The organism is Paraburkholderia sp. UCT31 (assembly GCF_014397655.1).
GTDB lineage: Bacteria > Pseudomonadota > Gammaproteobacteria > Burkholderiales > Burkholderiaceae > Paraburkholderia > Paraburkholderia tuberum.
In genome coordinates, this window is record NZ_VZQP01000009.1 from 38,991 (window position 1) to 65,554 (window position 26,564).

At 59.7% G+C, this 26,564-nt stretch carries 30 protein-coding genes and 1 pseudogene; 11 read left to right on the plus strand and 20 right to left on the minus strand.

The features are described from left to right. Positions 1–175: 175 nt before the first annotated feature. The 5 genes from F6X40_RS09335 to F6X40_RS09355 form a co-directional block, all read right to left on the minus strand. On the minus strand, positions 176–1,537 hold the full coding sequence (locus F6X40_RS09335; RefSeq protein ID WP_187627537.1) for a hypothetical protein: 1,362 nt from the start codon (positions 1,535–1,537) through the stop codon (positions 176–178). After that, entirely contained in the window at positions 1,534–2,118 is a 585-nt protein-coding gene (locus F6X40_RS09340; RefSeq protein WP_187627538.1) for a Lar family restriction alleviation protein, read from the minus strand. Before F6X40_RS09340 ends, F6X40_RS09335 begins: the two co-directional genes overlap by 4 nt. Before the next feature lie 825 nt (positions 2,119–2,943). Next, on the minus strand, positions 2,944–3,207 hold the full coding sequence (locus tag F6X40_RS09345) for a hypothetical protein (RefSeq protein ID WP_187627539.1): 264 nt from the start codon (positions 3,205–3,207) through the stop codon (positions 2,944–2,946). Between the two features lie 26 nt (positions 3,208–3,233). Continuing rightward, a complete protein-coding gene (locus F6X40_RS09350; protein ID WP_187627540.1) occupies positions 3,234–3,413 on the minus strand; it encodes a hypothetical protein in 180 nt (59 codons plus the stop codon). A gap of 17 nt (positions 3,414–3,430) precedes the next feature. Then, positions 3,431–3,742, minus strand: coding sequence for a hypothetical protein (locus F6X40_RS09355; RefSeq protein WP_187627541.1), 312 nt, complete (start codon positions 3,740–3,742; stop codon positions 3,431–3,433). 191 nt (positions 3,743–3,933) lie between these two features. Here F6X40_RS09355 and F6X40_RS09360 point away from each other — a divergent pair, with 191 nt between their 5' ends. Then, on the plus strand, positions 3,934–5,019 hold the full coding sequence (locus F6X40_RS09360) for a hypothetical protein (protein WP_187627542.1): 1,086 nt from the start codon (positions 3,934–3,936) through the stop codon (positions 5,017–5,019). A 174-nt stretch (positions 5,020–5,193) separates the two neighbouring features. Here F6X40_RS09360 and F6X40_RS09365 read toward each other — a convergent pair whose 3' ends face one another. Continuing rightward, positions 5,194–5,682: a hypothetical protein gene (locus tag F6X40_RS09365; RefSeq protein WP_187627543.1), complete on the minus strand. Its 489-nt coding sequence runs from the start codon at positions 5,680–5,682 to the stop codon at positions 5,194–5,196. A 335-nt stretch (positions 5,683–6,017) separates the two neighbouring features. Here F6X40_RS09365 and F6X40_RS09370 point away from each other — a divergent pair, with 335 nt between their 5' ends. Further along, positions 6,018–6,626 carry a hypothetical protein gene (locus tag F6X40_RS09370; protein WP_187627544.1) on the plus strand — a complete coding sequence of 203 codons (609 nt, stop codon included), beginning with the start codon at positions 6,018–6,020 and terminating at the stop codon, positions 6,624–6,626. Positions 6,627–6,669: 43 nt separating this feature from the next. Then, positions 6,670–7,152 carry a hypothetical protein gene (locus F6X40_RS09375; protein WP_187627545.1) on the plus strand — a complete coding sequence of 161 codons (483 nt, stop codon included), beginning with the start codon at positions 6,670–6,672 and terminating at the stop codon, positions 7,150–7,152. Positions 7,153–7,192: 40 nt separating this feature from the next. Here the strand turns inward: F6X40_RS09375 and F6X40_RS09380 are convergent, their stop codons facing one another. The 7 genes from F6X40_RS09380 to F6X40_RS09410 all read right to left on the minus strand — a co-directional run bounded on the left by F6X40_RS09380 (position 7,193) and on the right by F6X40_RS09410 (position 12,452). Next, positions 7,193–7,753, minus strand: coding sequence for a hypothetical protein (locus F6X40_RS09380; protein WP_187627546.1), 561 nt, complete (start codon positions 7,751–7,753; stop codon positions 7,193–7,195). 164 nt (positions 7,754–7,917) lie between these two features. Continuing rightward, a complete protein-coding gene (locus F6X40_RS09385) occupies positions 7,918–8,247 on the minus strand; it encodes a hypothetical protein (protein WP_187627547.1) in 330 nt (109 codons plus the stop codon). A gap of 52 nt (positions 8,248–8,299) precedes the next feature. Next, a complete protein-coding gene (locus tag F6X40_RS09390; RefSeq protein WP_262421412.1) occupies positions 8,300–9,616 on the minus strand; it encodes a type II toxin-antitoxin system HipA family toxin in 1,317 nt (438 codons plus the stop codon). Between the two features lie 14 nt (positions 9,617–9,630). Beyond that, positions 9,631–9,960, minus strand: a complete 330-nt coding sequence (locus F6X40_RS09395; protein ID WP_187627549.1) for a helix-turn-helix domain-containing protein — start codon at positions 9,958–9,960, stop codon at positions 9,631–9,633. Positions 9,961–10,127: 167 nt separating this feature from the next. Beyond that, positions 10,128–11,699: a hypothetical protein gene (locus F6X40_RS09400; protein ID WP_187627550.1), complete on the minus strand. Its 1,572-nt coding sequence runs from the start codon at positions 11,697–11,699 to the stop codon at positions 10,128–10,130. Between the two features lie 99 nt (positions 11,700–11,798). Beyond that, the gene (locus F6X40_RS09405) at positions 11,799–12,035 is read right to left on the minus strand and encodes an LPD11 domain-containing protein (RefSeq protein ID WP_187627551.1); all 237 of its coding nucleotides are present in this window, start codon (positions 12,033–12,035) and stop codon (positions 11,799–11,801) included. Positions 12,036–12,131: 96 nt separating this feature from the next. After that, complete coding sequence (locus F6X40_RS09410; protein WP_187627552.1) at positions 12,132–12,452, minus strand: hypothetical protein; 321 nt, start codon at positions 12,450–12,452, stop codon at positions 12,132–12,134. 96 nt (positions 12,453–12,548) lie between these two features. Here F6X40_RS09410 and F6X40_RS09415 point away from each other — a divergent pair, with 96 nt between their 5' ends. After that, on the plus strand, positions 12,549–13,454 hold the full coding sequence (locus F6X40_RS09415; protein ID WP_187627553.1) for an esterase/lipase family protein: 906 nt from the start codon (positions 12,549–12,551) through the stop codon (positions 13,452–13,454). A gap of 83 nt (positions 13,455–13,537) precedes the next feature. Here F6X40_RS09415 and F6X40_RS09420 read toward each other — a convergent pair whose 3' ends face one another. After that, complete coding sequence (locus F6X40_RS09420) at positions 13,538–14,134, minus strand: hypothetical protein (protein ID WP_187627554.1); 597 nt, start codon at positions 14,132–14,134, stop codon at positions 13,538–13,540. A 352-nt stretch (positions 14,135–14,486) separates the two neighbouring features. Between F6X40_RS09420 and F6X40_RS09425 the strand changes: the two genes are divergently transcribed. Next, positions 14,487–14,993 (plus strand): hypothetical protein, encoded by a 507-nt coding sequence (locus F6X40_RS09425; RefSeq protein WP_187627555.1) that lies wholly within the window; start codon positions 14,487–14,489, stop codon positions 14,991–14,993. A 300-nt stretch (positions 14,994–15,293) separates the two neighbouring features. Beyond that, complete coding sequence (locus F6X40_RS09430; RefSeq protein ID WP_187627556.1) at positions 15,294–15,644, plus strand: hypothetical protein; 351 nt, start codon at positions 15,294–15,296, stop codon at positions 15,642–15,644. A gap of 569 nt (positions 15,645–16,213) precedes the next feature. Here F6X40_RS09430 and F6X40_RS09435 read toward each other — a convergent pair. Beyond that, entirely contained in the window at positions 16,214–17,539 is a 1,326-nt protein-coding gene (locus F6X40_RS09435) for an RNA-guided endonuclease InsQ/TnpB family protein (RefSeq protein WP_187627557.1), read from the minus strand. A 45-nt stretch (positions 17,540–17,584) separates the two neighbouring features. Here F6X40_RS09435 and tnpA point away from each other — a divergent pair. After that, a pseudogene (gene tnpA, locus F6X40_RS09440) lies at positions 17,585–17,990 on the plus strand (IS200/IS605 family transposase); the annotation flags it as partial. 123 nt (positions 17,991–18,113) lie between these two features. Here the strand turns inward: tnpA and F6X40_RS09445 are convergent. Continuing rightward, a complete protein-coding gene (locus F6X40_RS09445) occupies positions 18,114–18,719 on the minus strand; it encodes a class I SAM-dependent methyltransferase (protein ID WP_187627558.1) in 606 nt (201 codons plus the stop codon). A gap of 126 nt (positions 18,720–18,845) precedes the next feature. On the opposite strand from F6X40_RS09445, the gene F6X40_RS09450 reads away from it, so the two are divergent. Beyond that, entirely contained in the window at positions 18,846–19,631 is a 786-nt protein-coding gene (locus F6X40_RS09450) for a hypothetical protein (RefSeq protein WP_187627559.1), read from the plus strand. Positions 19,632–19,655: 24 nt separating this feature from the next. Continuing rightward, the gene (locus F6X40_RS09455; protein ID WP_187627560.1) at positions 19,656–20,009 is read left to right on the plus strand and encodes a hypothetical protein; all 354 of its coding nucleotides are present in this window, start codon (positions 19,656–19,658) and stop codon (positions 20,007–20,009) included. Between the two features lie 93 nt (positions 20,010–20,102). On the opposite strand, the gene F6X40_RS09460 is transcribed toward F6X40_RS09455, so the two are convergent. From F6X40_RS09460 to F6X40_RS09470, 3 genes are all read right to left on the minus strand, one after another. Next, positions 20,103–21,467 (minus strand): hypothetical protein, encoded by a 1,365-nt coding sequence (locus F6X40_RS09460; RefSeq protein ID WP_187627561.1) that lies wholly within the window; start codon positions 21,465–21,467, stop codon positions 20,103–20,105. A 578-nt stretch (positions 21,468–22,045) separates the two neighbouring features. Then, positions 22,046–22,345 (minus strand): hypothetical protein, encoded by a 300-nt coding sequence (locus F6X40_RS09465; RefSeq protein WP_222946034.1) that lies wholly within the window; start codon positions 22,343–22,345, stop codon positions 22,046–22,048. Between the two features lie 726 nt (positions 22,346–23,071). Then, positions 23,072–23,497 carry a hypothetical protein gene (locus F6X40_RS09470; protein ID WP_187627562.1) on the minus strand — a complete coding sequence of 142 codons (426 nt, stop codon included), beginning with the start codon at positions 23,495–23,497 and terminating at the stop codon, positions 23,072–23,074. A 169-nt stretch (positions 23,498–23,666) separates the two neighbouring features. Here F6X40_RS09470 and F6X40_RS09475 point away from each other — a divergent pair, with 169 nt between their 5' ends. Next, positions 23,667–24,362 (plus strand): hypothetical protein, encoded by a 696-nt coding sequence (locus F6X40_RS09475; RefSeq protein ID WP_187627563.1) that lies wholly within the window; start codon positions 23,667–23,669, stop codon positions 24,360–24,362. A gap of 111 nt (positions 24,363–24,473) precedes the next feature. On the opposite strand, the gene F6X40_RS09480 is transcribed toward F6X40_RS09475, so the two are convergent. Then, positions 24,474–24,731, minus strand: coding sequence for a hypothetical protein (locus F6X40_RS09480; RefSeq protein ID WP_187627564.1), 258 nt, complete (start codon positions 24,729–24,731; stop codon positions 24,474–24,476). A 138-nt stretch (positions 24,732–24,869) separates the two neighbouring features. On the opposite strand from F6X40_RS09480, the gene F6X40_RS09485 reads away from it, so the two are divergent. Further along, the gene (locus tag F6X40_RS09485) at positions 24,870–26,366 is read left to right on the plus strand and encodes a DUF5710 domain-containing protein (RefSeq protein WP_187627565.1); all 1,497 of its coding nucleotides are present in this window, start codon (positions 24,870–24,872) and stop codon (positions 26,364–26,366) included. Positions 26,367–26,564: the final 198 nt, after the last annotated feature.

Consider the following 26,564-nt stretch of genomic DNA (forward strand, 5'->3'; position numbering starts at 1 on the left):
GCGCGTCAGGAGAGCCATCTGTTGTGACCACGGTGACCGCGTACGATAGGGAGAAGGAACGCGATGCTGCCATCTTCGCAGCCCCTCGCAGGGAGCGGCTATCAGCCCCGTCGAGCCTGAATCCGAAAGCCCCTTGTTGCGACCAACGTTCGCTTCAACGGGCTTTTCCTGGTTATCAGCAGCGGGCTTGCGGCGTAGCAGTCCCCTCTGTTTCGCGCATATCGCCAGCGATAGCTTTGACGAGAGCTTGCTCGTCCAGGCCGTCGTGCACGCCGAGGTACAGGGCTGCAACACCGGCGTTCACCTGTGCGGGCGAGAAGCGCGCGCCCGTTGAGCTGGCCGGCACGGAGCAGGGCTTTAGGTACACGGGCACTGCATCAATTTCGTTGACGCCCGGCCAAATTGTTGCCTTGTAATTCGATAGACGCGGAATCTCTCGGCGGTCGATGTAACCAATCGGTTCTACCCGCGTGCTCCGGCGGGCGGCCTTCCATGCATCTCGCCACACCGCCCAGTCTTCGATGCGGCGAACCGGCGATTCGCCGTTGAAATAGAAAGCGGACTCCTCGAACGCGTCTCGCATCGCATCGGTTTCGACCTCGCTTGCGGACAGCGGGTCGTCGAGTGCAGCGGCGTCCTCCAACGAGGCACGGGCAGCAGCGGACGCATCGCGCGTGAGCGTCCCACGGGGTGCGTATTGCTCGTTCTTGAGCATCGCAGCCAGTGCGTGCTGAAGAAACTCTTCGCTGATGACCTCACCTTCGCAGTGGTCGATGAGGTAGCCAGGGAAGTTTTCCCACACGCACGTGAGCGACATCGGTGCCTGACGCTCGGGAGCGTCGGCGGGGAGCCCGGAGCACGAGGACTCGTCGCCCGCGCGCAAGTCGCGGACCCACTGTGCGGGGTCTTCAACATCGGCCCAGGCGACTTCTCCATTGGCAGTCAACCGTTGGAAGGCTTCCTCATCAAAGCGCGGCGCATACGGCTCGCCCACACAGGCAGGCTGACCTTCGCGGTCATACGCATCGAGCACCGCCCGCATCGCATCGTGATACGTCTGGGAGATGGCCATCTTGCGGCGCTCCGAGTCGTCGATGCGCGCGTCATAGGTCGCTGCGAGCGCGCGAATGGCTTCCTGTGGCGATTCGCCCGCCTCGGCGAGCTCGATGAGTTCCCGACAGCGGGAAACGAGATGGGCGTCCGGCCGGCGAGAGGTGGCCTCACGGACTCGGGCGTGGGACGAAAGCATCGCGAGGAGCTCCGTTGCTCGCTCCGTCCTCGCCGCAGTCGCGCGACTACCATTCGCCTGAGTCACACTAATTTCATTCCAGTTGGCGCCGTCGCGGACCGTGTAAAGCAGGCCATCGGCTTGTTTCCAGTCCTGAGGCGCTTCGAGGGGCGTTTCGGGAGTAGGCTTAGCCGCAGCAACGAGCGCGCGCAACGCCTCGGCCGCGTCAGCTTGCAGCTGCTGCTCAAGAAATTCGAGCAACGCCCTACACCGCTCGATGTGAATTTCAGTAACGATTGGTGTGTTCAAGTGGTCTTCTCCGATGCTTGTGCCATGGCCCGTTCGGCTGTCATTGCGGCGTCGATGGCCGCGCGGATGGTGGCGTGATAACCCTGCTCGATAAATCCGTGGAAACGGTACTTGCCGTCACGCTGGACAACACCTCTGCCGCTCCCGATAAACCAGTCGAGACGCTGCGAGTCGTCGATGTCGAGCGCGGCGACCAGCGATGGACTCGTTGCTGGCCGGTCGCCAATGAACGGCGGAATGGCGGCGCGATTTTTCGGCGTCGGCTGGATGTCTAACTCGGTCGCGCAGATGAAGTCGGCGCCATCGCGCGCTATATCTTCGTCGGTCCGGGTGTCGCTTCTCTGCGCTTCCAGGGCTTGGCGTGCCAGTTCGAGGATTTCGGGGCTGTAGTTCGGCGGTTCCCTCAGGCGGGAAACCATGGCCGGCGAGCGTCGATTCCAGCCGGCGATGGCTTCGGCCGCAGTGCGTCGGGTTGGTCCCGAAGCCCCGCAAGCTGTGCACGTGATGACGGCGACGTCCGGGGTTTGGACAAGCTCGGGTAACCCGTCGCAAAATGCGCAAGCTTTGATGTGATTGGTCATCGGCGAAGGTTATAAAAGCGGCTATCGTGCGAGCAACCGAACTGGATGGCTTATCCCGGTGTCCGGATGCTGCGGGCATGAGACCGGCCGGCCTCGTTGGCTTGATAGAAGGTGTCCATGACATTGGTCATTAAGCCTTTTCTGACCAGGCGCCGGCAACCCGCTTTCTCGGCAGGGGTCAGGTAAGTGGCGCTCAGCCCGAATTTCGCGGCTGTCGAGGTAACTGCTTTATCCAACAAGCGGGCTTCGAGGGTGCTAAGTTTTATTTCCACGGGGCTATCTAAGGTCGCAGGGCGGCGATATGCATTAAGTTGGTGCTCTTATAATAGCATGCGAGCCTTTACAATACGGGGCTTCTGGACGTTTTCGTGGCTTTACATGCCATTCGCTGAAGGTTGTCAAGGCTTTGGTCACTGACGAAGCCGTGGCGGAGGACGCGGAGGGCGAGCCTGTCGCCCCGTCGATGAAGACTTGATGAGGCAAGAGCCTGTCTGCCGGCACGATGTCAAAAGGCGTTCAAGCCGAAGACGCAATGGGAATCGAACGAGAGCGACGTGAGCTTGAGGGGGATGAACGTTCTCTTGAGGGTGACCGGCCCTGCGTCGACCGCCTACACCCCTTTCGGCCCGCCTTCGTCTGTGGGTCGGACGACCGTGCCGCTGGGCACCACTTGCCCACAGCACGGGCATCGACGGTCTTTGGTAGCCGCCTGCTGGCTAAGCGCGCGATAGACCACGGAGGGCGACAGCTTGAACCTGAGCGCCGCCGCGTAAGGCGTCTCCGTTGGGTGGTCTGTCAGCCATGCCAAGGCTTGCTGGGTTCGGCTCATGCTGCCTCGTCAAGAGCGATGATTGGCGCAGCCTGACGTGCGAGCTTGTCGAAGTCGTACCAGACCTCTTCCAGAGTGTCCGCATCAAGGAACACGTAGCGCGCGCCGCCGGCGTAGCGGATGAGGTTGTCGTAGCGGTCGTACTCTTGCCCATCAGCGTCCATCCGGACGTTCACGCAGCAGTACATCGCGCCTACTTCGAGGGGCTGGCCAGCTGTGTCCAGCAATTTCGTCTGGTGCAGTGCATCGGCGATTGTCATTTCGTTCCTCGAAAAGGTAAAGGGGTTCAGGCTTCAACCACAACGAACTTCGCGGGCTTCGGGTGACTAATCGCCAGTGCCTGCATCGAACGCGCGTAGCTTTCTGCCTCGGCTTTGTCGGCGAACTCGAGCCTCTTGCCGGTGATGGCGTCCTTTACTAACCGGCCACTGACAAGGTTCTTGATATGGAAAATTGGTGTTTTCATGGCTTCGAGAGTTTTCCTCACGCCGGCCGGAATCGTCCAGCCTTCACACACTGCGACGAGATTGCATCTCTATAAACAGTTTCCTTGCCATTGCCTTCGAGCGGCGGGCTGCAATCCCCCGTGCGTGAAGCAACGGTTGCAGGCTTGGCGTCGCTGTCCGGAGTGACTTCGTCCAGGTCGTCCGGCAGCTGTTCGAGTGCGCGGCGAGTATCGCCCCAAACTGCCAGGAGCGATTCACCCCCGAGCTTGCCACCCGAGTTCATGACGTCGCGCGCCGCGCTTTGGTAGCGCTCGAGCAGCTTGGTGAGTTCGTCGTATGTCGGCGTCATCTTGCGGTCGTTCCCGGTTGGATTCTTGTTGGGTGGAGGGGGAGGGTAACGGGATGTGGGCTATATGCCATATACTAGCAAATAGCACTAACAACGTAAAGCGCTTCGCCCCGGGCTGCGTCGGTTTTCTAGTCAGAGGTTCGTGCTTTGTGGTTCACTGGTCGTCCGCGAACTTCCAGTTGGGTCGGTAGATGCCGCTGAAGTGTCTTGACGAGAACGGCGAAGCGATTTTTTCCATTGACTTCGGTCGGGAAGCGTTCGAGGCGTTGCGCGTTGAACAGCGCGCGCGCCGCCACCTCCGTTTTCCTTGTTGTGACGGCATTGTTGGACTCCGGGTCTCGCGCTCCGGTCTTCCTCACTTCTATCACCAGAGCGGGTTGGGCGGCTGCTACAACGCAGAAGAGACTGAACTGCACCTGCGCATCAAGAATGAGGTGGTGCTGGCGGCGCGGGATGCCGGCTGGAGCGCCGACACCGAGGTTGTTGGAGGCATCGAGAACGTGTCGATGTGGAAGGCTGATGTGTTGGCCATACACGGCGGCGCGAGGGTCGCATTTGAGGCTCAGCTCAGTCCGCAGACCTGGGCCGACACATGCCAACGCCAGGAGCGGTATCGCGAGGCCGGTGTTCGCGGCCTCTGGCTCTTCCGCAAGGCGCGGTATGACGTGACGGACAGGGTGCCCGCGTTCCAGATAAGGGACGAGGAGGGTGTGCTCGAGGTGCGCGTCACGCCGCCGGCGCAGAAGTACAGCTCGAGCGTTGCGCCCCACGTCGGCCATTGGGTACCGCTTCGGGATTTCGTCATCGGCGCGCTTGGCAAACAGTTGCATTGGGCACCTGTCACCAAGCTCGGCACGGTCGATGTGCGGCTGCGGGTCAAGAACCCTGTAATCTGCAGCTGCGGAGAACCGGTTCTTCTGCCAGTTTCGTTCTCAGTGACGGCGCCGTTCGCCGGTCTTCGACCCCTACTGTGGACCGTTGCAACCCGGCCGTTCCGGAAAGACGCACCAGCTTGGCTCAATGCGGCGGTTGCCTACATCAACGAGCACTGTCCTGAAGCGGAGAAGGTTGCCACGCGGGAGCGCGCGGACAGGTACACTTTTCGATACCGCTGTCCGCACTGCAATGGCGAACTCGCCGACGTCCTGACGCCGCACGCGGAGCGTACTTTTTTGCGCGCAGGCGTGCCGCTGGATGCCATCCCCCGACCGAGGCCGGACACGGCCGAGTGGAGCTTCGTGTATCAATGGTGGCTTGGACCCGCTTTGTGGGCTTGAGAGGAGCTTCGACCCAGTGGAACCCGAAAAAGAAAACTCCGCGCAGTCCAGAGACTGGGCGGAGTTTGAATCACGAATTTTCCCCTCAAAGTAGCCGGACACCCTGACCACAGAAAGGGCTTTTCGTCAGGAGCATGCTACTGCAGCCCTGGGTTGTGCGGGGGACCCGGTGGCCTAAAACTCTTCGCCGAACGCGCTCAACACGGCAACACGAGCTTTGTGCTTCGCATCGCCACGCGCCGTTCCCTTAGCATCTTCGTCCTCCACAGTCTGCCGATACAGGCGACCAATCTGTCCGCGCCGCTCGGTATTGACAATCCGGAGCTTGGCGCTTGAGTTGCGCGCCTGCAGCGTCGCGATAACTTCGAGCACCTCTTCGGCCGAGTACTTCACGGCCTCATCGGTTCTCCCGCTCCACGAGCAGCCCATCCCCCGGAAATAGATATCGTGGGCAGGTTGCTCAAGCATATCCATAATGGCCGGCGCATAAGGCAGCGACTCCCGCACGATGAAGGGGCGTTCCGGAGTGCTCGGCGTATTCGAGTGTCCTGACCGCACCATAATCGGCATCCAGCTCTCGTACGGCAAGGGCTGACGCTTTTGCTCCTCGCATTTGGTGCAGTAAGCTGCGTAATCCTGCTTCAGTTGGGTTTCGAATTCCATCGTCTTGTCCTTTGTCGACGCCCGCGAGTTGCGGACATCCTGGTCGATATTCGCGGCAGCAGTTCTAGAGCTACCTTTGAATGTTGCGGAGGTTCCTAGTGGTATAGGAAGCTCAACGGTCAACCACTTGGTCGCTTCGACAGCCCCCGTGGTACTACCTCCGTGGCGAGGCGCTCGTTATGCGGAATTGGGTTTAGGTTCTCGCTCGGGATGCAGAGGTCGCCGGTACGCCGGGCGCGGCTGTTGGGTGCAATCTCGCGCTCGGCCGCCCACGCTGGCATGCACAAAATTCGGTTCCTATATCGACGCATACACCTTTTTTCGACAAGGACCCAATGCGTCACTTCTCTTTTTTCGCCGCGACACTTATCGTGGCGGGCACTTGCGCGGCCGCTGCCAGCACGGCGGCGCGCGCGGAGTCCTTTCAGGCGGAGCTGCGTATCGACGGGCAAAAGCCCGTGGCAGGTTTGCCTAACGACGTCGCGCAGCTTGATTTCGCCGACGGAAGCGGGCGACATGTGGCGCTGGTAAGGCAGTCGGGGAGAGTGGTCAGTCCCGGGGCACTCGCGGGCGCGACAGCTCAGGATTGGGGCTTTCACGAGGTTGTCGTGGGTCGTACGGTGCAAGACCGGGCGCACGGGTACCTTGTGATTTCACGCAGCGCCAAGGACGTCCTTTACCTGCGCACGCACACGAGGGAGGCCGATAAAGACGGGCGGGGCCCCTCGAGTGCACCGCTTTACACCGGAACGTGGCGTGTTACGGGTGGCAGCGGTTCTTTTAGGGGCTTGTGGGGCACCGGCACCCTGTCCATTAAATCGGTTTCAGCCACAGAGCGACAGTGGATTCTGGAAGGCGAGATGGGTCCAGCCCAGCCGCCGGCGGCGGACAAGAAGAAACCCGCACCAAAAGCTACTCATAAGCAGTCTGGACATCCCGACTAAAGCGCGTTCCTTCAAGAGAGCCACTGACTGAGGAGACTTCGACATGACACACGAACCGTCTGAACTTCACGCGGGCCTCCCGAACGATGCGTCGACACGCAGCCTCGTCCCAGGCTCCCTATATTTCGCCCAATACATTGGCAATGCCGCTGACGTTGACGTCGACGACAAACCGTATCCGTATCTTGCCGTGCTGGAAGGAGGCGTTCTCTGTCTGCAGCAAACGATTCCGGATATCTATGATGAGCGACTGGTCGCCGCCAGCGGGGCTACGCGGCACTTGATGGACTTCGTGCGCATCAGTGCAGAGTGCACGGAATCGGATGCGCTTCAATGGCTTGAGGCTCAATACGAGTACCCCAACGGCCCGGGCTTTACGCAGGACCTGACGGTGTTTGCCCGACTGCTGGGGGTGTACGCACCCGGTGCAGCACCGTATGTGCGCAACGAACTGATGCATCGCGCTTGTGAGCTATTGCCCATCTTTGAAGGGGCATTTGGGAGCGCGCAACCGCAGGAGGCTTAGCGAAAAAAAGCGCCCAGATTGCTATTGGGCGCTTTGCAAATCAGTCGTCTTGCGGCATAGCGTGCACGGCGCCGCAGCGGGTGCAGGTCATGTGGTTGAAGTACGCGCCGTGGCGGTAGTCGAATTCTTCGTTTTCCTGAAATACTTTTCCCGATTCGTTTCGGAACGCCAGTGCATACGTTTCGAGTCCAAAATCGTGGTCGCACGGCTCTGATGAACCTTCGGGTACTTCGCCTTCCTTCCAGACTTCAATCTTGCTCAAATCGTTGTAGCTGGGTGCCAAGCCCTTGAGCTCCGATATCTTTCGACCGCGTTCGCCTGCCGCTGCCGGCTGGTAACAGCGCGGCACAGGAAGCCCGCAGATAAGGGCATCGTCGATTTCGCCATGCACGACTGGCAGCAGATGGTATCCCTGTTTCTCCAGCGAAAGGTTTTCATCGAAAAACATTGAGGGGATGCGTCCCTGCGCGCGGTAGTGCGACAGGTGACGATGCATTTTTCGCGCAAGCTCCTCTTTGTCGGTGCCCGTGTCCTGCACTGCGGCGGCAGGATGTCCGACGGGCCCGTAGACGGCCCAAAGCGGTTTGATGTGTACCTTCAATTTTCCTTCTCCGTAAGTGGCCTGGTAGCCTGTATGGCTATCGTCTATAGCGAATCGCGGCGAGGCGGCGCTACGAGAGACAAAAGCGCGCGGGTCGTCAATGACTCGTGGCGCATTTCGAATGAAGGTGTCTCAGGCGACAGCCCTAAGCGTCTAGACGCGGCCTATGACGGGCTGCGCTCAAGCCGCAGCACCGGGAACTCGCCAGAGGCATCGCGGCCCAGGCGGACGCGAGCGTGCGGCTTGACGTTCAGTTTCTCGTCGGCCTTGAGGCACCGTTGGACATGCGGCTGCGCTGCGAAGGACTGGACGGGAATCTTGTCCAGGTCATCCTCATAGCGCATCGCAATCATGACCGAACCGGAGGGGCACGGCCCTTCGAGCACGACCCCTGGTTCCGCCGATTCGGTGCGGGGGTTTAGCGGATTCGGGCCAGAAGCGAAAGCTACGGGCGCAGCCATGAGGGCGGTGATACAGAAAGCGATTTTTAGCATTATTGTTCCTGTTTGGCGACTGACCTAACGAGCGAGAAAGAAGAAGCCGGACTCACTCTGCGCTCTTTCTCCTGGCGGCGCGCGCCCGCTTTTCGAGCCACTTTGCACCCAGCGCGCTTTCCTGGACGTAGGCCCACAACCGCTCCCGATGCTCAGGCAAAAGCTCAAGGTCGGGGAGCAGTTTCGGCCATTCAGTCATTGCCGCTTCGAGTGTCTCGGATACGGTGTTCTGCAACGTGCGCTCTGGCAGGCCCCAGAGATTTGCCCAAATTCGCAGGACGATGGGACGCAGCAGTCGGTGCTTATGCTCACCCGGCACGAGCGCGAGGCCATGACCCTTGTAGCGCATGTACGCGCTGTAGGCGACGATGTCATAAGCCGGGGAGAGGACAGCCGTGCGCGGCGTTGGGTAGAGAAACCCGTAGTTCTTCAGGTGCGCGTCCGGATTGCCGAGGAGCTCGTTCACAGTGATGCGACGCACGAGTTCATAAACGTCGGCTTCGCGGCGTGCGGAGCGCGCGAGGAGGGCCGCGCCCACCTCGGCATAGCTGAGCGAATACTTTTCCTCGGGCTGGGTCGACGTCACCTGCGCGAAGTCCTCGGCGTGGCGCCGGCCGTTAGCGGAGTCGGCATCCCGGTCGAACCGGTGAACCAGAAGAAACTTGCTCGCGTCCGAGCGCAGCTCAAACGGCAGGCGGTCCGCGATGGCGGTAAGCGGTAGCAACTCGTGCTCGCAGGTGGTCACCCCGGCGGCGCGCGCAAGACTCAACGACGCGTGCTCGACCTCAGGAAGCTGCAGGTAGTCGCCGGTCGGCAGCTTCCCGATAAAATGGCCATCGCCATTTTTTGAGCGCATCACGTATCGGCCACCCGCGTCGCGCACCAGCGCCACCTTGGGCTGAACGCCTGAGATGGACTCTCCCTGCGGCGTTGGAAGCTGGCCCGAACTCATCTCGAAGCTATCCTGGCCTTGCCCAAGCAGACGGCCCAGCTCCGGGGTGGAGAGTTCTTCTGAAATCGCCTGGACGTTGCCCGGCAGGTCCAGGCCGCAATAGGCCAGCAGGCCGAGGCTGTCGGCCGGGTCCACACCGGACAGCTCGACCAGATGCTTGCGCAGCCGCCCCTCCGGCAACAGATTTTCGAAGAAGGGTGGCAGGGCGCCGCGCCCGTTGCCACGATTGGCGGCCAGCGCTATGTCAAGCAACTGGCGGCGCGTCGCCTCGGGCGAACTCGCCTCGTAGGACTGCGAGAGCACCGGACGCTCGGCGTCAGCCCTCATTGCGTAGGCGTCGTCGAATCGGAAATAGACGCGCCCGTCATCGAGGGCGAAGAGCGAACCAACATCGACGGCGCCCATCTTGATGCGCAAGGACCGGACAGTGCTCACTTCGGAGTATCCCGTTTGCGACGCGAGTCAGCGTAATTCAGCCCCTCGGCGCGTGTTTTCTGAAGAAGTTCGGACAGCTCAGTCGGCCGTTGCGAGTCGTCGCCTTCGATGAGGCCCGAAACTTCGCGAGGCGTCAGGACGACCTCTAACCCGAGCGCATCGCATACGGCGAGCAAAGTTGACAGCCTCGAGTTGCCGAGACCGTTCTCGAGCTCTCGGAGGGTCACGTGGCTCAGCCCGGTGCGCTCCAGCAGCTCTCGCGCGGACATATGCTTTTGCTCGCGGGCGGCGCGAATCGCGGTCCCGATACTGGCAGGGGTGGACATGACACTATCCTGTCGTTTAACGCATTAATGATACTATGCTTTCGTTGAAGTAGACAGTATAGTTTCTTTTTTGCAATCGTCGACAGGATAGTGTCATCGTATCTTGCCGATTCGACTACTGCTGGTCCTCCCGCCAGGTTTGCCGGCAGGGACCAAGTCCCGAGCCATCACATGCTGGGCTCCATTGCCGCTTGCTCGCGGGCCGCCGACTTCGCTTCCCGCGCGTGCGCGTCTGCCGATTCCTCGCGGCGCTCCGCCCCTTTGTCGGAGCCTCGGTCGGCGGCCGGTGTATCGCCGCCGGGGCGACTCTCACCGATGTCCGCCTTCGCGAGGGTATGAATGTCGAGATAGCGGGCCACGCCCGAGCTTCCCTGAAATGCTTCGAGAGTCGCGTGCGAGGCCTTGTCCTCAACTGTGAAGTTCAGACCGCCGGGCGAGACGAGGCTGAAGCCGGGAATGTTTTCCGTTGCGTGCGCGGGGTACACCACCCGCAGGCCATCGTGCTGTTCGGGACTGGCGAATTGCACACCCTTGCCGTCCATGCCCTTTACGGTTTCCGTCGGCACCAGCACGGTCATCGCACTCATTTCCGGCCCTGCCATAGGGTGCCGAGCGTCCTCCAGCAGGACCTGCTCCCGGGTGACGCCTTGAGGTAATCCGGACTCGAGCTTTCCGTTCTCGATATGGTGGACGTTCAGGTCACTGAACCGGGTGTTCTCATACTCCCGCACATAGCCCTTGGCCACGACATCGATGAGCATTTCATGGGCGTGGCCCGAATCAATCGCTTTCTGGGCCTCCCCGCTCTTGAATTTCTGGTCGAGGATATTGAGCATCTCTGTCGTGTGGTGGTTCTCGACAAAGGTGTCACTGCCATGCTCGGCATGAACCGCGCTGAGAGTCTGGCCGTATTCGCGGGCGCGTGCATCCTGAAACGCGCCAATTACCTTTTCCGCGTCTTTCGTACCGCTGACGACGTACGTTGCGGATGTGGAGAACGCGTCCGCATACATCTCTTTGACGAGGGTGCTGAGGTCATCGGCGCGGGAGTGCGGCTCCGTTGCTGCGCGGAGGCGAGCGGCCTCCGCAGCGGGGAGGTGTTGCCCGCTTTCCTTCACGGAGTCGAAGACCTCCTTCATGAGCTTGTCGGCGGGTAGCGTTGCGTGTCCGAGTTCGTGCAGAAAGGCCGCTTTCAACGCTCCTTTCTCGCCAAGCGCGTCGGCCGCAATCTCTGAGGTCTGTTCTTCATTCATGTTGATAGCCCGGGCGACGTCCACGTAGCCGGAGATGGTCAACGTTGCATGAACTTTTGCCTCAGCTGCGGTCAACGCGTTGTGCGCCGAGGTTGTGGTCGCCTGCGCCGCTTCCTCGTGCCGCTTGTCGGCCGGCGTCACCTCGTGGGTATCTTGCAGGCGTGCGGACAACCCATCGATATCTTTCTGGTCAATGAAGCCTGCCCGGACGAGTTCCACGGTCGTCTGCTTAAGGTTCGCCAGTTCAGGGTTTGCCACCTCGCTAGCGTCGTCAAGGCGATAGAACGGAGTGGACGAGGTTGGGGCCGGCGCAGCGGGGTAGTTGCTGAACCGCTCGGCCCCGTCGCTCTTCAGAAAAGACGCCACGACCTTGTCGGCGGACCAATCAAGGTGAGAGGAACGCTGCGACAGGTCGGCGTCGCCCGCCACCGCCAGGAGACGCTCGGAGCTTCGGGAGTTTTCCAGTTGAGAGGGAGTGGATGGCATTGGTCAAGGGCGGTCGGGGTATTCCTCGTGTAGAGAAACTGCGCTTGAGCGCCAAAGAAAACCCTCCGAAGCCTGAGCTTGGAGGGTAGAAGGGCGCAGCTACTGGGTCACAATCATTGCTGCTTCGTACTGGGAAATTTTCTCAAGCGTAATCCACTCCGGTTTTTCGGGCAGACCTTCGTAAATCTCTTTCATTTTTGCGATTTGCTCAGCTTCATCACCAGCCCAGAGGTGCTTTTTGGCCCGGTTACCGTGGCCCAGGTAGTACTCACAGTCCTGTTGTAAGCGGCCCAAGAGCTGGTAATTGAACAGAGCGTCGTTGTCGGTTGTGGCCATTCTAAATATGTCCTTTCTTAGCGCGTAACGCGCGAGAGACCGAGGGAGAGTCCTCAACCAAGTATAGAGCCCGGCCCCGGTAACCTACCTCGGGCCCTACGCAACCATTGCAAGCCAGGTCCGTACTTCAGGCTGTGCGGGCGCGCGCGGCAGGTACATCTCCGAGAGCAAGACGGGTTGGTAGAGCGCAGCGCAAACCGCGAATACCTCGAGAGCGCTCGCATCGAGCGGCTCAGCCAGGCCGAGCGTGTCGCCGGAACCGCTGTCTTCGAACGTCACCACGCCGGTAGCGTCGACCGAAACTTTGAGTAAAGCCGAAGATGCGAACGGCACCACGCAGTCAGTCGTGATGCGCAGTCCGCGCGCCGGACCGCCGGGCAACTCCCAGACCTCGAACTGCGGCAAGAGGTAATTCATGTGGCGGTGTCCCCTTTTCTTCGGAGGTGTAGCAAGCGACCTTCAGGAGCGCGCCGCAATACACCGGCGCCGCTCGCCCTAAAGTCTTCAGTTTTCTTGCCGATATCCCTTGGATGGAGAAGAGACGTCCGACGGTTTGCCATTTCAGTACTCCAGCTTCGGTGCCGGTTCCTAGACGGGCTAGGACCACACACTTTTTGGAGTATCGATATGAAATGGGCACTCGTCATTCTTCTTGCTTTCACGCAGTCTGTTTTCGCAGCTGAAGTCGTTGATGTTGCGCATGACACGCGTTTCAGTCCGGCCGTTGCAAACGCCGGCATGACTGACGCGCCAGCATTCGCCAATTACGGCGTATTTCTGAGCGAGCCGGTCAGCCGGGACAAGGAGGTCGTCGTGTTTGTTCACGGCGCCAACGCGTCCCCGCGCGACTTTCTGGATATTGCGGGCAGGCTTGACCATACGCGCCAGCAAGCCTGGTTCGTGTACTACGCATCCGGCAATCCGGTCGCATACAGCGGTCAGCGCCTCGCGTATGACATCGTCAAGCTCGCACGGGAAAATGGCATCAGCCACATCCGCGTCGTCGCGCATAGCCTCGGCGGTCTGGTGGCATGGCACATCGTCAAAACAGTCGAAGATGCGCTGACGGTCGACAACTTCGTGACCATCGCGACGCCCTTTGACGGCAACTGGGCGGCGCCGTGGGGGACGTATCTTGCACCCCACCCGGCGGCGAGCTGGCATGATTTGACGCCGGGCAGCGACACGCTTCAGGCCATGTGGAAGGACAAGCTGAAGGCGCCGCACACACTCGTGTACGTCACCACGGTTGCTGATGACCTGAACGCGAGCGATGGCACCATCAGTCGCGAAAGTCAGCTGGAGCCTGCCATCGAGCAAAGCGCCGCGCATGTCGTCAAGCTGGTCGGCACGCATGTGGCTGTATTGCATGACCCGCAGGACGTCGCAGTTATCGCGAGTCTCATCGATAAACCTTAGGACCTCAGCGCCCTGATTCAAAAGCCTGTCCAGATTTCTCTGGCAGGCTTTTTCTTTGTCAAAAAATGGTCAGCTCGCGGGGGTCAGCTGCCCGCGCGCTTGATTTTGCGGAAGCCGTACGGCAGCGCGTCCTCTACGCCCGCCTCCCTGCAGGCGACTGACTCGTCGTAGTCCACCAGGTTGGGCTGGTCCTTGGCGAGTTCGTCTGCCGCGACCATGCCGTCGAACAGCGCGCGTTCTGCATAAAGCGCGTGCGTAAGCGCGGAGAGGTCAGCTTCTGTTGTCTCCGGGCGGAGCCTCTGCAGCTTCGCCAGAACACAACTTTGAGCCTCAGCTTGCAGGTGCGCCAGGCCCGCGTTGTATGTGTGCGTTTCGAGGGCGCTGCGCGCAGCGGCCACGCTTGCCTGCGCGAATCGCACGCCGGCCTGATGAAGGTCCGGCGGCGCGCCGAAATTCTCGCTCAGCACGAGCGCGACGTCTTCCGGAACTTCAACGTTTGACAGGTCAAGCGGCTTGAACTGAGCGGAGGCCGGAAGGGCAAGGGTCAGTCCAAGAATGGATACGAAAACGAGGCGATTCAGCATCGAGGTAAGGACACGGTTGGAAGAGGAGGACAACATGTCTAGCGCCTTACGCGCGACGAGAGGAAACAAGGCCATCGGGTCGTCGAGAAACCGCAATTGAACTTTCGGGGAGCGAAGTCTGCACCACGTCGCTGGCAATGTAAAGCCCTCGATACCGCTCGGCTTTTTGGCAAAGGGAGGGTGTCGCTTTAAACGGCCGCAATTTTTTTTTGCCGATAAAACAGGCACATTCGTCGGAAGCCCTTGTTGGCCGGGCGAGAGAACGCCCGTTTAAAAGCCGATGCGTAAACCTGTCGCGCCAGCGACCTTAAAACCCTAAAACCTAGAACTTAAGGTTTACGATTAAGACTATCTATGTCCCGGGGCCTTTCGCGCTACCGAGATTTTTAGCCCTTTACAAAAACGGGGCCATCGCGGTATCTTCTCGGCTTAATTTCCGGAGTCGACCTTGCTGAAAGAGAAAGAACGCGAAGAACTGGAGCTGTTGCGCAGGCTGGCTGACGACCTTCGCTGGACCGTGCGCATGTCCGAGGGGGTGCACAGCGTGCGCACTCGCCGCATGGAGCCGTGGGAGCAGACAGACGTTCACATCGCGCTTCAGGCTGTAAATTCGTTGCAGGGGGAGCAGCCGGATTACTGGAAGATTTATCCGCCTGTCGAAGCTGGCGTCTTCGTCTTCAACGGCCAACGCGTGAAAATCGTGCCGGTCGAACCAACCGAGCGCCAGGTGAAAGATGACAACGCAAATGACCCGCCGTCCCAGGCTCTTCCTTTCCTCCATCAAGACACCATGCGCCACGTGTGGCGCAGCATGATGCGGGTCGGGCCGGTACTTGAGCCGGATGCCAATCTTGTCGCTCATCTGTTGGCTGGGCTGCCGGCTTCGGACCGGCAAGCGCTGCTGGCGAGGTGCGCGCAAGAGCAGGGCGCTTCGAGCGAGGCCGTCAACACCTGACAGGCGGCGTCCGCGCCAGTGTTATATTTTTGGACAACAGTCGGACCTTCGTTCGAGTTTCGGACAAACGAGCCGCGAGCTTGCCCCGCAATGCACGTTTTTTGAACAAAGCAAAGCAAGCAATGGGCGCCCTTTCGGGCGCCCAACTTTTTTCTGAAAGCGGTCGCCGTTGGTGACTACACCCATGTAGGAAACATGCGAGCGCCTTTGCTCAGTGTTTCCGTTGGCGGGAGAGTCTTTGTCCCGTTCAACGGACACGGTCTCTCCTTTCTTTTGTAAAAAAATGGGAGGACCCCAATCATGGGCGTTTGGAAGAAACTCATCGAGTGGTTTAGCACGCTCGATACAAGCGACGCCCGGAAAGGGGTTGCAGACGACTTGCGTAAGATGTCAAAGGTGCTTTTCGGCCTTCTGGTCGTCAATGCCCCGGGCATGCCGGACACGTTGTTGGGCTGGGCGGCGAAGTATTTCGAGTTGCCGACTGAGCCTCTCCACGTTTCGGTGTTCACCCTGGTGCTCCTGGGTGTCGCTTCGTTCCTCTTGCGCGCGTTGGCGTTCCTTTTCGAGTGCAGTATCAAGCACGAAGAGAAGAAAGCGCTGCCGAAGGCGAAGAAGAAAAAAGCGACGGCTGACCTCACGAACGGAGAATAAGGCATGGATTCCAATCCGGCTAATCTCGCGTGCCTCCTTTTGGTTGGCACGTTCGTGGCCTACGCTTTCGGCTCGTTTTTCCGTCTCGCGCGCAACGGCAAAACGAAGTCGCAAGTAGTGGGTCAGTAATTTAACGGACTCCGGGCTGAAAAGCTCGGAGTTCTCTTTTTTCTGGACACTTGTGCTATATTGTGTTCGAACTACTCTGACAAGCTGGAGGATTGCAATGCTTCACATTACCTTGATGGAAGCAGTCTGCCTCGCCGCAGTCATCGCAGCTGTGGGCTACGTCGGCGCCAGTCTGCGCGTCCTGTCGTTCCATAAGCGTCGCTCGCAATCGTAAAGACGGCGCGCGGTTCTGTCGAGGTGAGTTGCCCGTCCGGCGCCGCAGCGTGATGTTTTCGTTGTACCCGCATAGAGCGTGCATGAGTCTCCCCGCTCTCAAAACCCAGAAGAGACCCGCGTAGGCACCAGCCACGGTCAGCTCGTAAAGAGCGAGTAGTGGCAGGCTAGATGAACTACTCCACCCAAGCCTCGCGCAAGCGCTACGGTTGGGAGGAGTTTCTCGCTTACGCGGCGCGCGCCGCTGCAGCGGGGACAGTTCCTGCCCCGTCTTTCCGGTTCCACCAGTCTCCCTCGTACGCGTAACGCAGCATCGTCCGGGCCGCGTTCTCGTCCCGGTCATGCTCCGCGCCGCATTTGCAGGTCCAGCGCCGCACCGAGAGCTCGTGCTTCTCAGTCGCGCCGCACAGACAGCATCGCTGCGAGGGCTTTACCTTCCTGGTGGGTATGGGATTGAACTTCGACCCGGCATCGGCCGCTTTGTATCGAAGTTTTGCAATGAGTCCGGCAGGCGCCGCATCCTGGATGCTGCGGTTCAGGCCGGCCTTCGCCGCCGCGCCATTCGGCGCGTAGGTTCCGTCTTCATTCTTTTTCGGCTTCGGCGCGCGACTCATGTTCGCGACCGACAGCTCTTCGGTCACGATAAGGCCGAAGCGCGCGACCATCGCGGCGGTGAGCTTATGGTAAAAATCATGCCGCTGCCGCGCGATTTTGCCGTGCACCGCGCGCAGGCGCCGGTACAGCCTCTCCAACCGGGCATTGACCGGGAAGCCCCGGTCCTTGCCTGATGCGAGCTTCGCGGCGGTTTCAAGCCGCGAAGTCCCTTGCTGCAGTTCGACAATCTTGCCAAGCTGCTTCTTCAGCCAGCGCGGATTTTCGACCTTCTCAATCTCACCGGTCAACGCGTCGCCGGTGACCTGCGTGAGCAACGTTGTGACGCCCCAGTCGAAGGCAGTCGACACCCGGCCGCCCTGACGGCGGATTTCGTTCTCGGTCACGTCGAACGTCACGCTCAGATACCACTTGTCGCCCCTGCGCATGACTTCGGCGGTCTTGGGCACGCCGTCGAATCCTGCGCGGCCGCGCATCGACACGGTGCCGATGCCGGACAGGCGCACCGCGCCGTATTCGTAACCTGCACACCGGCCGCCGCGCTTGAGCGCGCAGTGCGCCTGCATCAGTTTCCAGCCGTCGCCGTGCGTCTTGAAGCCGAAGCCGCTGAAACGTTTCCACGACTTGAAGCGCGGATAGCCGGGTGTTTCACCCTTCTTCACACGGCGGAAGAATGCCTCAAAGGCAAGCGCGGCGCGCTTGGCCGTCACCTGCAAACCCTGCGCGTTCAGCGTCGCAAGGCTTTTCGCGCATTCACGCCAGAGCGTCAAGGCTTTACACATCGCCTGGAAACTGAACGTCGTCTCGCCCGCTTCATACCGCCGGCGGTGCTCTTCGAGCAGCGCATTGTAAACGCGACAATGCAATGAAAGCGTCTCTTCCAGCGCGGCTTTCTCGGTCGCGTTGGGATAGAGTCGGAACGTTGCTTTGCGTTTCGGCACGTGTGGTTGTTAATATTGGGGCGGAATCAGTATAGCGGGAAACCCGTGAGTGAACAAGCCTTCAAGACGCTGTATCACTGCACCTACGCGCTGCAATATCACTTGGTTATAGTCACGAAGTACAGACGGGCTTGCCCTGACAGCGGCAATGCTTGAGTCCCTCAAGGCTATCTGCGAGAAGCAGGCCTTGAAGGAAGGAACCCTGCTGGAATTCAATGGCGAGGCCGACCACGTTCATCTGGTGATTGAGCTTCCGCCTAAGACCGCCTTGTCGTCGGCGGTGAACAGCCTCAAGACGGTCTCCGCGCGCCTGTTGCGCAGGGAGTTCGGCGCGCATCTGGCGAAGTTCTACTGGAAACCGGTGTTGTGGAGTCGAAGCTATTTCGTGGCGAGTTGCGGCGGCGCCCCTCTGGAGGTGGTGAAGCAATACATCCAGCAACAGGCAACGCCCCCTGGAGGTAGAGTTGGCGCCCTTTCACCTCCCACCAAGCCTCGAGCCTTCGGCTCTACGTTTGGAAGGAGCACTGGGGCGCATTAGTGGTAGCGGCTAGCCGCTCAATCCACCGATTGAGCATCAGATTCGTCGAAACACCCACCACCGGTCTTTCATACCGGTGTACGGCCGGTACACCTCGTTCAGCGACCGTCCCAGCCAGGTTTCAAGCAGCCAGAGCTGCTCATCCATCATTAAATTGAAAAAGTCATCCGACGCGGTGCAGCCGCCTCTTGACTCGCCCAGATACCATAGGCTCTGACCGGACTTCAGTTTGGACGCGACCTCGAAGGCAAAGGGGGAGTGGATATCGGGCCACGAGAGAATGACAGCATCGAACTCTCCAGGAAGCAGGTCTACGGCGTTGCCCCTTACATCTAGCTTCCATCGGTGAGCGGACGGCTCAACTTCCCGCGATTCATTGACGTCCACCACGTCACACGCGCAGACGTCCACACCCACCTCGGATAGCCGGTGCGCCATGTACCCGGTCCCACTACCAGCATCAAGGACGCGCGCGCCTTTGAGCGCTGCGGCCAAGGCGTCGACCGTTGCATCGGTCAGGTTTGCATAACCCGTCGTCGGGATGACCTTTTCTCGGTGGAGCAACTCGAGAATTTTGGCGCCGACGACGCCTGGGGCTGTGGCCAACATTGCACTCAGTGTTTCGAAGTCTTCGTCTCTCATGCCGGGCAGGATACCGGCGCAGTGGTATCCACGCAAGGCTCATGGCCGGTTGGTCCCTCGCGCGGCTGCCCATCCCGATTTTTTCTCTAGACGGACCAGGCCCATCCGTTTTTAGAGGAAATCAACATGGACATCAGCAGCATTGCAGGCAACGCACATCCGGGCTTTATCCGTCTTTCCGACGTCTACAAGCTCGCAAAAGAGACGGCTGAAGAAATCTGGCACATTCCGGACGAGTGGTTTCCCGAACTCTCGGGGTTCCTCGACAACAGCGTGGCGGAAGCGATAAGGGAAGAAAAGCGCCTCATCGAACGACAGGTGTTTTACAGCAGCGGTGACAGCTATCGCATCACCCAGGTCAGCACGCTCTGGTTCGACGCCAAGCCGTTCTGCATCCTGCAGGCAGGTGGGCGCTCGGGCAGGGACGCGAAGGGCCGTTTTGTCACGGACCCCTCCGTACTGGCGACAGCGCTGGCGTATCTCGTAGAAAAGATGCTTGTAACTCCGGCGGAAAATGACGTCTATCCGGCTGACTATGAGCTTCCGGTCGAGGCCGTCTTCGATTTCTATTCGAGCGGCACGGCCGCAAGTCTTGGATTCGAAGTAGCGGCCACGCGTCGAGACATCTACGAGTACGCAGGTAACCGTGACGAAATGCCGGCGCTCGAGCACGGGCACCTCGTCATCATCGCGTATGGCGTAGAACCCGCGAAACTGCTTCGCAGCGGTGACTCGTATTACGAGCTCGTCCGTGAAGTAACGCCGGCGGACAACGCAGCCTCGCCTAACCTTGCGCGATTTGTCGAAGCGGTCAGCAAGGACCGAGGCGAGCGGGGTAAAAACCCGATGACCTACGTCTATCAGGAATGCAAGCAGCGCCCCGCAGATTACCGCGATGCGGTGCCTCTTTAACCATTACAGCAAGGACAAAAAACAATGAAAACGTATTCGAAAGAAGGCACTCCGTTGGCCGAAGCGCTGTTGGCAGTTGAGAGCCTGGCGAAGGTGCTGGCGCACCCCGACCTGCAATCGGCGCTGTACGACCAGGGTATTTCGGACGCTGCGCAAAACTCTCTCGCGCTGGCTGCCCGGTTTCTCCCACAGGAGACGCTGACTGAGTTGCCGTATGACGCCTTGCAGGAGGCCTACCATGACCTTCCCGCTGGCTGCACATGGCAGGAGCTGCTGGGAGGGTGCCGCGACTCGCGCTTGAGCGATGAGGACTTCGCGCTCGCTGAGCGCCTTGCCACCGCGCTCAAGCAGGTTTCGGATGCGGCTCAGAAGGATTGAGCCGGTTGCACACCTTCTCAAGTAACTGATTTAAAGCCCGCCGTCACCGGCGGGCTTTTCCTTGGTTGGCTGAGGTCGAAAGACGCCGGCGGGCTAGAACAGGCTGGCTTGCGCCACTGTCTGGACGTTTCGGTTTTCGACGACGAGTTGCGCGTCACAGAGTAAGGTGAGGACGCAGCGCGGCGGCGCGTGCAGTCGGTAGGCAAGCATCTTTACAAAGCTTTCTACGGTGCCGGCAGGATGCACATCGTTGAATGAGTCGAGCAGCTCCTGCACAAAATCAATGGGAATACGCAGGCCGGCACGTGCTGACAGCGAGCGCAGTTGACTCGCGGACAACCGGCAAGTCGAGTTCCATGCAAAACTCGCGAGCGTATCGAGAGGATTCTGATGCGTAACGCGGTAGGCCTGAGCGCGACCCTGCGCAATGAACTCTCGGTCTACCAGTTCCTGGAGGTAGTAGTACACCGCTACCTTGTCGGAATTCGGGAAGGGTCGCTCGCCGGGGTACCGCTCCGCAAGCCAATCCACCACCATCGCGGCTGTAAAAGCCTCGGTTCGCAGCACGAATCTGCTGAAAACGTCCGCTTGCCACACGCGACGGTCGCAACCGAAAGACCGCTCACCCTTTACCGAGACGTCAACATAGTCGGGCCAGCGGTCACATCGCATTCCCATCTTTGCTTCGAGATACTCAATTTTATCGCCTAGCACCAGTTGACAGTACAACGCGTTGTCTGCGAAGACGTGCGCCGGGCTCCAGGTGGACGGCCCGATGTGTTTTGTCGCGCTCGCGGCAGTCTGGCGAAGCGCGGCGGTACGCTGTGGCGCCGGCCAGTTGAGCTTCTTTTCAAGCAACGCGCGCCCGTCTGACATGGCGGGGTGGAAAAGCCATCGTTTGTTGGTGATGGAGTGCAGCAGGAGCTCTTTTAGGTCGGCCATACCGTGAATAGTGGCGGGCTTCGCGAGGACGACCTCCAGCGCAGGCAGCTCAAGCGCACGGATTTTGTCGCGGATTTGTGTATCCAAAAGACCCGGAATCGATATCTGGATGATGAGCTGCCCCGCAAGCGTCTCCGCGACGAAGTCGACGGGAACCTGTTCGACGACGTGGTCTGCTACGCTGACCGCCCATTGTTCCAGCGCACAGCCGGTCGGCGGTCTCCTTTGTGACGCGCCCGCACTCACTCTTGGAAGGGACGGCGTTTTGATGAACCGGCTGTCGGTCAAAACCGTGAGCGCGGCCGCGCGCAACGCGAGTTGCGGCCCCAGCCGGCACTCCGCCGCCTGCGCGTGGATGAAGTACGGCCCCGCGTTCCCCCGACCTCTACGCAGTACCAAGGGTTCGTTGCAGGCAAGGCAGTGAAAAGCCGAGCGGGTAACCGCGAATGTATCGTTCGCGGCGGTTATCCTGCCGGACTCGTCTTTCGCAAATCGGATGTGAGCAGCCGTGGCCATCGAAATTCCTCTCGGTTAGCACTGCGTACGCTGCGATTACCCTGTCAACTGTTATTTTATACAGCTACCACGGAAATGTAAGGGCGACGCCGGTTGCGTTGCAACGAAAATCGACGACTAATGCGCCACACCTATCAAAAGGTGTGGCGCGAATACGACTCCGCTCTACAAATGGACGGTGCTTCACACAGCCGAAATAGAGGCGGGGAGGGGGCCGAGATTACTCGGCGGTGGACTCCCCTCCGTCTTATTGCGGGATTTGGTTGCAGGTCAAGTCAAACGTTTTGTTGCTCGCTTCCGGTGTCAGACTTTGCGAGTATTGAGTCGGGCTGCTCTTGCAAGCCCACTTCGGGTGGGAACTGTCTTTACCACGGCGGCGACACCGACACTATCTGCGCGGTCATCGCAGGGCCACTCGGGGAGGCGTGCGGGGCCGGCGCTTCAGAAGCGGAATTTCGAACTAGTTTGATGTTCCAATTCCGGTTTCCCGACCTGCCGGCTGCACCCCGGTTTTACCGCTTCGCGCTGCTGGAGCCCGGTGCAAAGAAAAGCCCCGCAGTTTCGTGGGGCTTTACAAATTAGGGGTGGTTCGTTTTCTGCTGCTTTGCTTTCATCTCTGCGATTTCTGCTTTCGTCGCAAGACGTGCTGTCAGCCGCGAACGAATAAGCACGGGTTCACAGACCCGCCACTTTGCGACATCGCCTTCATAGTATTTACGCTCCTTATTCCCGTTCCATGACGCTATCACGTAACCATCGTGAACCGAGACAACGCGCACCGGATGCACGGTTGTCGTCGATATCGTCGTGTTGCCCATCTTCGAGCGGGTTACGGTGAATAGGACTTGGTCCGCTTTCAACTTCGAAAGTGTTGCCACGTTGAGTTCCTTTGTCTGGCTTGATGCCGCGAAGTATAGCGTCAACGAAGCTCGGCGAACTTGCACAAGGAAAGCGGAGTCTCTCTGCGCTCAAAGGCGTTTCTCGCTTCACTAAGGATAGGGCTGCCGAAACACCACGTTGCGACTGCGGCACGCAAGGGTGGTTTGGCCCTCAGGGCCCTGCGGTTTTCTCGCGCCGCTGGCCAAAGGCAAAGGCGAGGTTCACCCAGACCACGCGGCTTTGACCGCGCGTAAAGGAGTCGACATGGTAAAGAGTAAGAGTTTGTGGTGTGTGCTGTCGGGCGTGGCTTTCGCGCTTGTTTCGGGGCTTGCAGCGGCACACGATTCAGTCGGTGTGTACGTCGCCGTTCCGAGCGCGGCTTACGGCGCGCCCCCTCCACCGCCGATGCTTGACCAGCCGCCCCCGATGGTTTATCAGGCGCCCCCAACTGTCGTCTACCAGCAGGGGGGAGTTGTCTATGAGACCGCCCCGGTGGTTTTTGGCCCCGGCCTGTATTACGGTGAGCCTGTGCTCGAGTATCACAATTACAGGGACCCCCGTTGGGAGCACCATGATGACCGTCGAAACTGGCACGACGGCGTGCGCCGATAGAGGCAGCGCCCGCCAAAAGGCCAGAAATGGTGCGGGAGGAGTTCAGGGCACCAACTCGGCCTTCAAAGAAAAAACGCCCGCGAGACGCGGGCGTTGAAATGATTAAAACCGGTCTAAGCCGCCTCTTTTACGCATTGAATGCCAGCAAGGCGCTCGCCGAAGACACGTACCCACGCTTCAGCGGCCCAGCGCAAGGTCCTGACTTTTTTGGCTTCCGTGTAGCCCTCCGACACATGCTCAGTCTTGGTCTTCCGAATGGACCAGTAATTCTGGCCCTCGATTTCGACAGAAAAGAAACCGGCACCTTCAATCTCCAGCGCCAACTCGTAGGGTGCTTCGAAAGCGACGTAGAACCCTGTGGGATGACCTTCGCAGGAGAAACGCGGGCGGGCACCAAGCGCTTCTAAGGCCAGCACGAAGAAGTTGACTCCGGTATCCAACGTCTCGTGATTGCCGAAAGCGCCGCTTACACGCGTCAGTTCACTTGACGCAGCGCGGTCCCAAGGGTGATTGAGCTTCTTCGTTGTTTGTTTTGTCATAGCGGTCTCTGATGGAGTTGTCCTCCGAGGTATAGCACCCCGCGTATCGCGGATAACCCTGCGTGGAACCGCTTTACGTTTACAGATGCTTTTCAAATGTTTTGTTTATGTAAAGGCCGTGGTAGACTGCGCCAGTTTTTCTCACCCACACCTGAAAAGGCACCCCTTTATGAAGAAGCTGGTCTTCGCTGTCTCGTGCTGTCTGGCTGTTTCTGCTCACGCTGCCAATATCGCTACTGCGCCGCTGGCGGCAAGCATCGCGGTCGCCGATTACCTGAAAAAGCAGGAACCACAGTCGTCTACAGTTACCGCGCCGGCCCTGCGCAAGGCCAAAGCGGTTCATGGAACTCCCACTGCGTTCCGCGCGTCGACTCACCATCTGAAATTCGTGGTGACCGACCATTCCACGGCCGGCAAAGGCACAAAACACGAAGCTCTGCTGGATGTGGGAGACCTTCCAGCTACGATAGTGGATGAAAAAGAGATGGGTTACCTTAGCGGCGTCGCTGGTAATTGCGACGGCAAATTGTCGGGGACCACCGACACCGTTACGGACGGAATCCGGATTTATGCGCAGATGTTGGAAGAGACCCGCGATGGCGTAGTAGCCCATGTGCGCGTCGACGTATCTACGTTGCTGTCAATGCAGAATTTTACCGTGGCCGCGCCTGTTTGCGAGGCTGAAGGGCAAACTGAGGGCGACCAGACGACGGGTCCAGCCTCCGATGTCGCTTCCCAGACCATGACCATCGAGCTACCGTCGCTTAAGACGAACGGTTTCGAGGAGTCCCTGCCGCTGCGTAAGGGCATTCCGAAGGTCATCGAACAAGGCGACCTGACCATCGAAATCACGCTCGTCGAGTAACTGGCTTGCGCAACAATCGCCGGACCGAATAGAAAAGCGAGCCACCGAGAGTATCGGGGCTCGCTTAATTATTTCAGCGCGTTCAGACTGCAGGCGCGCCGGTTGTATCAGTCAGATTGCGGCATGCTGAGGAAACTGCGCCACAAGAAGCGCTCGCACTGCAGCTTTCTCTGCTTCCAAAAGCTCAGCGCGCGCGACGTGGTTTCCATTCAGCTCAACGAAGTAGGCTTGCTCCATCTCCTGGGCGGGGTTTGCAGCTTCGACCACACCAATCACGTGGATTCGCAAGCCGGCGTGGCCGGGAACGTCGACGATTTGACGGGGCACCGGCGTGCCGATGTGAACGGTTGCATTCAGGGATGTAGTCATAGAGTCCTCTCTAGAAAAGTTGGTGTCTTCCTGGTGTAGCCACTCGACGGCGAGCGGGCGGCTACTCAGTGCTCACGGGCACCGATAAAGCGTGTCCCTATACAAGGCTTCATTCGTCAAAAAAGCCTTGTTTCCCGCATGAAAATCCCTCTCGGAAAGGACTATTTCGAAGCCAAGAACGGCCGGCTGTCGAAGGTCGTGATGGACACCTCGCAGCTCTACAACGCCCACGCGCTCCTTCTCGGGATGTCGGGCGTGGGAAAGTCGCACACATTCCGCAGCATGATTGCGCGCGCGGACACCGAAGGCCAGCCGGTGCGCTTTCTCGTCTATGACGTCCACGGCGACATCGACGTACCTGATGCGAGCGAGGTGCTGTTCTCAGAGCAGACGCCTTGGGGCTTGAACCCGCTTCGCGTTAATCCTGACGTCCACTTTGGGGGGGTGAACAAGTGCATCCGCAACTTCATCCGCACGGTGAACCAGGCTTCCGTCACCAGCCTTGGCTCGAAACAGGAAGCCGTCCTGCGCAAGCTGCTTCTGGACGTCTTCGCCGAGCATGGCTTCGACCCGGACGACAGCAGAACGTGGGGCATGAACGAGTACGACTCGCGCCTGATTTCCGCTGGCGCCGACAACCGCCTGTATCTGGAAGTGCCCTTCGCCGAGAAAGACGAGGCGAGCAAGAACGGCGCGCGATGGGATGGCGCGCGTAAGCTTTGGTACACGACACCCGACAAATACAAGGGAGAGCTAACCCGTTGGAAGCCGGCCTACAAGCCGCGAACCTATCCGACAGTGGCCGATGTGCTTGCGTATGCGGACCGAATTTTCGAGGAGCGGTATCTGGGCTCCGACCAGAAGGCGGTGCGCGCGCTCAACCAGGTCTACAAGACTGCGCAGGCCCGTCAGAAGAAGCTGCTCGAGTCCATCAAGATGCAGCGCTACGAAGGCATGCAGGCCGAGCTGGCCGAAGACCTCGAGGAAGCGAAGGCGAATGCCATCGAGGCATTCACTGCGTACGTCAACGGGGTGACGACGGGGCGCGAGTTCGAAATGATTCGGAACTACAACTCCCCGGAGGTGTTGAAGTCAGTCGTCGAGCGTCTGGAAAATCTGCAGGCATCGGGCCTCTTCAAGAGCATGCCGCCGCCGTTCGACGAAAGCAAACGCGTATGGCGCTACAACCTGAAGGCCCTGAACTCAGAAGATAAGAAAATGATGGTGTTCTTCCTTCTGCAGGAGCAGTTCTATGCAGCGGTTCAGGCAGGGCAGACGGACAAGGTGAGAACTGTAGTGGTCCTCGATGAATTGGGCGTTTATGTTAGTGCAAACGACAATGACGGAGGTGATGGCATCATTGGCGTCATCGCTCGAGAGGCGCGGAAGTTTGGTCTAGCGCTCTGGGCCGCAAACCAGTCGCCAAAAAACGTCCCGGAAAGCCTGATTAGCTCCGTCGCCACGAAAATCGTGCTGGGCATCGATGAGGGGCACTGGGATTCGGCCGTCACGAAGCTCAATATCGAGCGCAAGTTGCTTGATTGGATTCGCGGCAAGCAGACGATGGCGGTGCAGATGAAGGTGGCCGGCGCGACGAAGAACCGCTGGTGGTGGGTGGAGCTGCTGAAGGATTAGCGGCATGCGGGAACATTGCGTCAGAGCATGTGACCGAGGAAAGGGCGCGAGCGGGAGTCTCATCGTGACCTTCACGCACCATGAAGGGTCGACCGCCTGCCTCTTCGCAACCCTGTGCAGCACGGCAGTTCCCCGAAAGACGTTGCTTCCCGTTGACCCCGACCGGCCAGTCGGGGCAGGTCAGACGCCGGCAACGGT

Coding starts and splice junctions, on each gene's coding strand:
- F6X40_RS09450 (WP_187627559.1), top strand. CDS start 18,846: ATGGACATCAGCAGCATTGCAGGCAACGCACATCCGGGCTTTATCCGT.
- F6X40_RS09340 (WP_187627538.1), bottom strand. CDS start 2,118: ATGACCAATCACATCAAAGCTTGCGCATTTTGCGACGGGTTACCCGAG.
- F6X40_RS09355 (WP_187627541.1), bottom strand. CDS start 3,742: ATGACGCCGACATACGACGAACTCACCAAGCTGCTCGAGCGCTACCAA.
- F6X40_RS09400 (WP_187627550.1), bottom strand. CDS start 11,699: ATGCCATCCACTCCCTCTCAACTGGAAAACTCCCGAAGCTCCGAGCGT.
- F6X40_RS09410 (WP_187627552.1), bottom strand. CDS start 12,452: ATGAATTACCTCTTGCCGCAGTTCGAGGTCTGGGAGTTGCCCGGCGGT.
- F6X40_RS09470 (WP_187627562.1), bottom strand. CDS start 23,497: ATGACAAAACAAACAACGAAGAAGCTCAATCACCCTTGGGACCGCGCT.
- F6X40_RS09455 (WP_187627560.1), top strand. CDS start 19,656: ATGAAAACGTATTCGAAAGAAGGCACTCCGTTGGCCGAAGCGCTGTTG.
- F6X40_RS09365 (WP_187627543.1), bottom strand. CDS start 5,682: ATGGAATTCGAAACCCAACTGAAGCAGGATTACGCAGCTTACTGCACC.
- F6X40_RS09375 (WP_187627545.1), top strand. CDS start 6,670: ATGACACACGAACCGTCTGAACTTCACGCGGGCCTCCCGAACGATGCG.
- F6X40_RS09395 (WP_187627549.1), bottom strand. CDS start 9,960: ATGTCCACCCCTGCCAGTATCGGGACCGCGATTCGCGCCGCCCGCGAG.
- F6X40_RS09460 (WP_187627561.1), bottom strand. CDS start 21,467: ATGGCCACGGCTGCTCACATCCGATTTGCGAAAGACGAGTCCGGCAGG.
- F6X40_RS09405 (WP_187627551.1), bottom strand. CDS start 12,035: ATGGCCACAACCGACAACGACGCTCTGTTCAATTACCAGCTCTTGGGC.
- F6X40_RS09430 (WP_187627556.1), top strand. CDS start 15,294: ATGGGCGTTTGGAAGAAACTCATCGAGTGGTTTAGCACGCTCGATACA.
- F6X40_RS09485 (WP_187627565.1), top strand. CDS start 24,870: ATGAAAATCCCTCTCGGAAAGGACTATTTCGAAGCCAAGAACGGCCGG.
- F6X40_RS09480 (WP_187627564.1), bottom strand. CDS start 24,731: ATGACTACATCCCTGAATGCAACCGTTCACATCGGCACGCCGGTGCCC.
- F6X40_RS09475 (WP_187627563.1), top strand. CDS start 23,667: ATGAAGAAGCTGGTCTTCGCTGTCTCGTGCTGTCTGGCTGTTTCTGCT.
- F6X40_RS09445 (WP_187627558.1), bottom strand. CDS start 18,719: ATGAGAGACGAAGACTTCGAAACACTGAGTGCAATGTTGGCCACAGCC.
- F6X40_RS09360 (WP_187627542.1), top strand. CDS start 3,934: ATGCCGCTGAAGTGTCTTGACGAGAACGGCGAAGCGATTTTTTCCATT.
- F6X40_RS09385 (WP_187627547.1), bottom strand. CDS start 8,247: ATGCTAAAAATCGCTTTCTGTATCACCGCCCTCATGGCTGCGCCCGTA.
- F6X40_RS09370 (WP_187627544.1), top strand. CDS start 6,018: ATGCGTCACTTCTCTTTTTTCGCCGCGACACTTATCGTGGCGGGCACT.
- F6X40_RS09345 (WP_187627539.1), bottom strand. CDS start 3,207: ATGACAATCGCCGATGCACTGCACCAGACGAAATTGCTGGACACAGCT.
- F6X40_RS09350 (WP_187627540.1), bottom strand. CDS start 3,413: ATGAAAACACCAATTTTCCATATCAAGAACCTTGTCAGTGGCCGGTTA.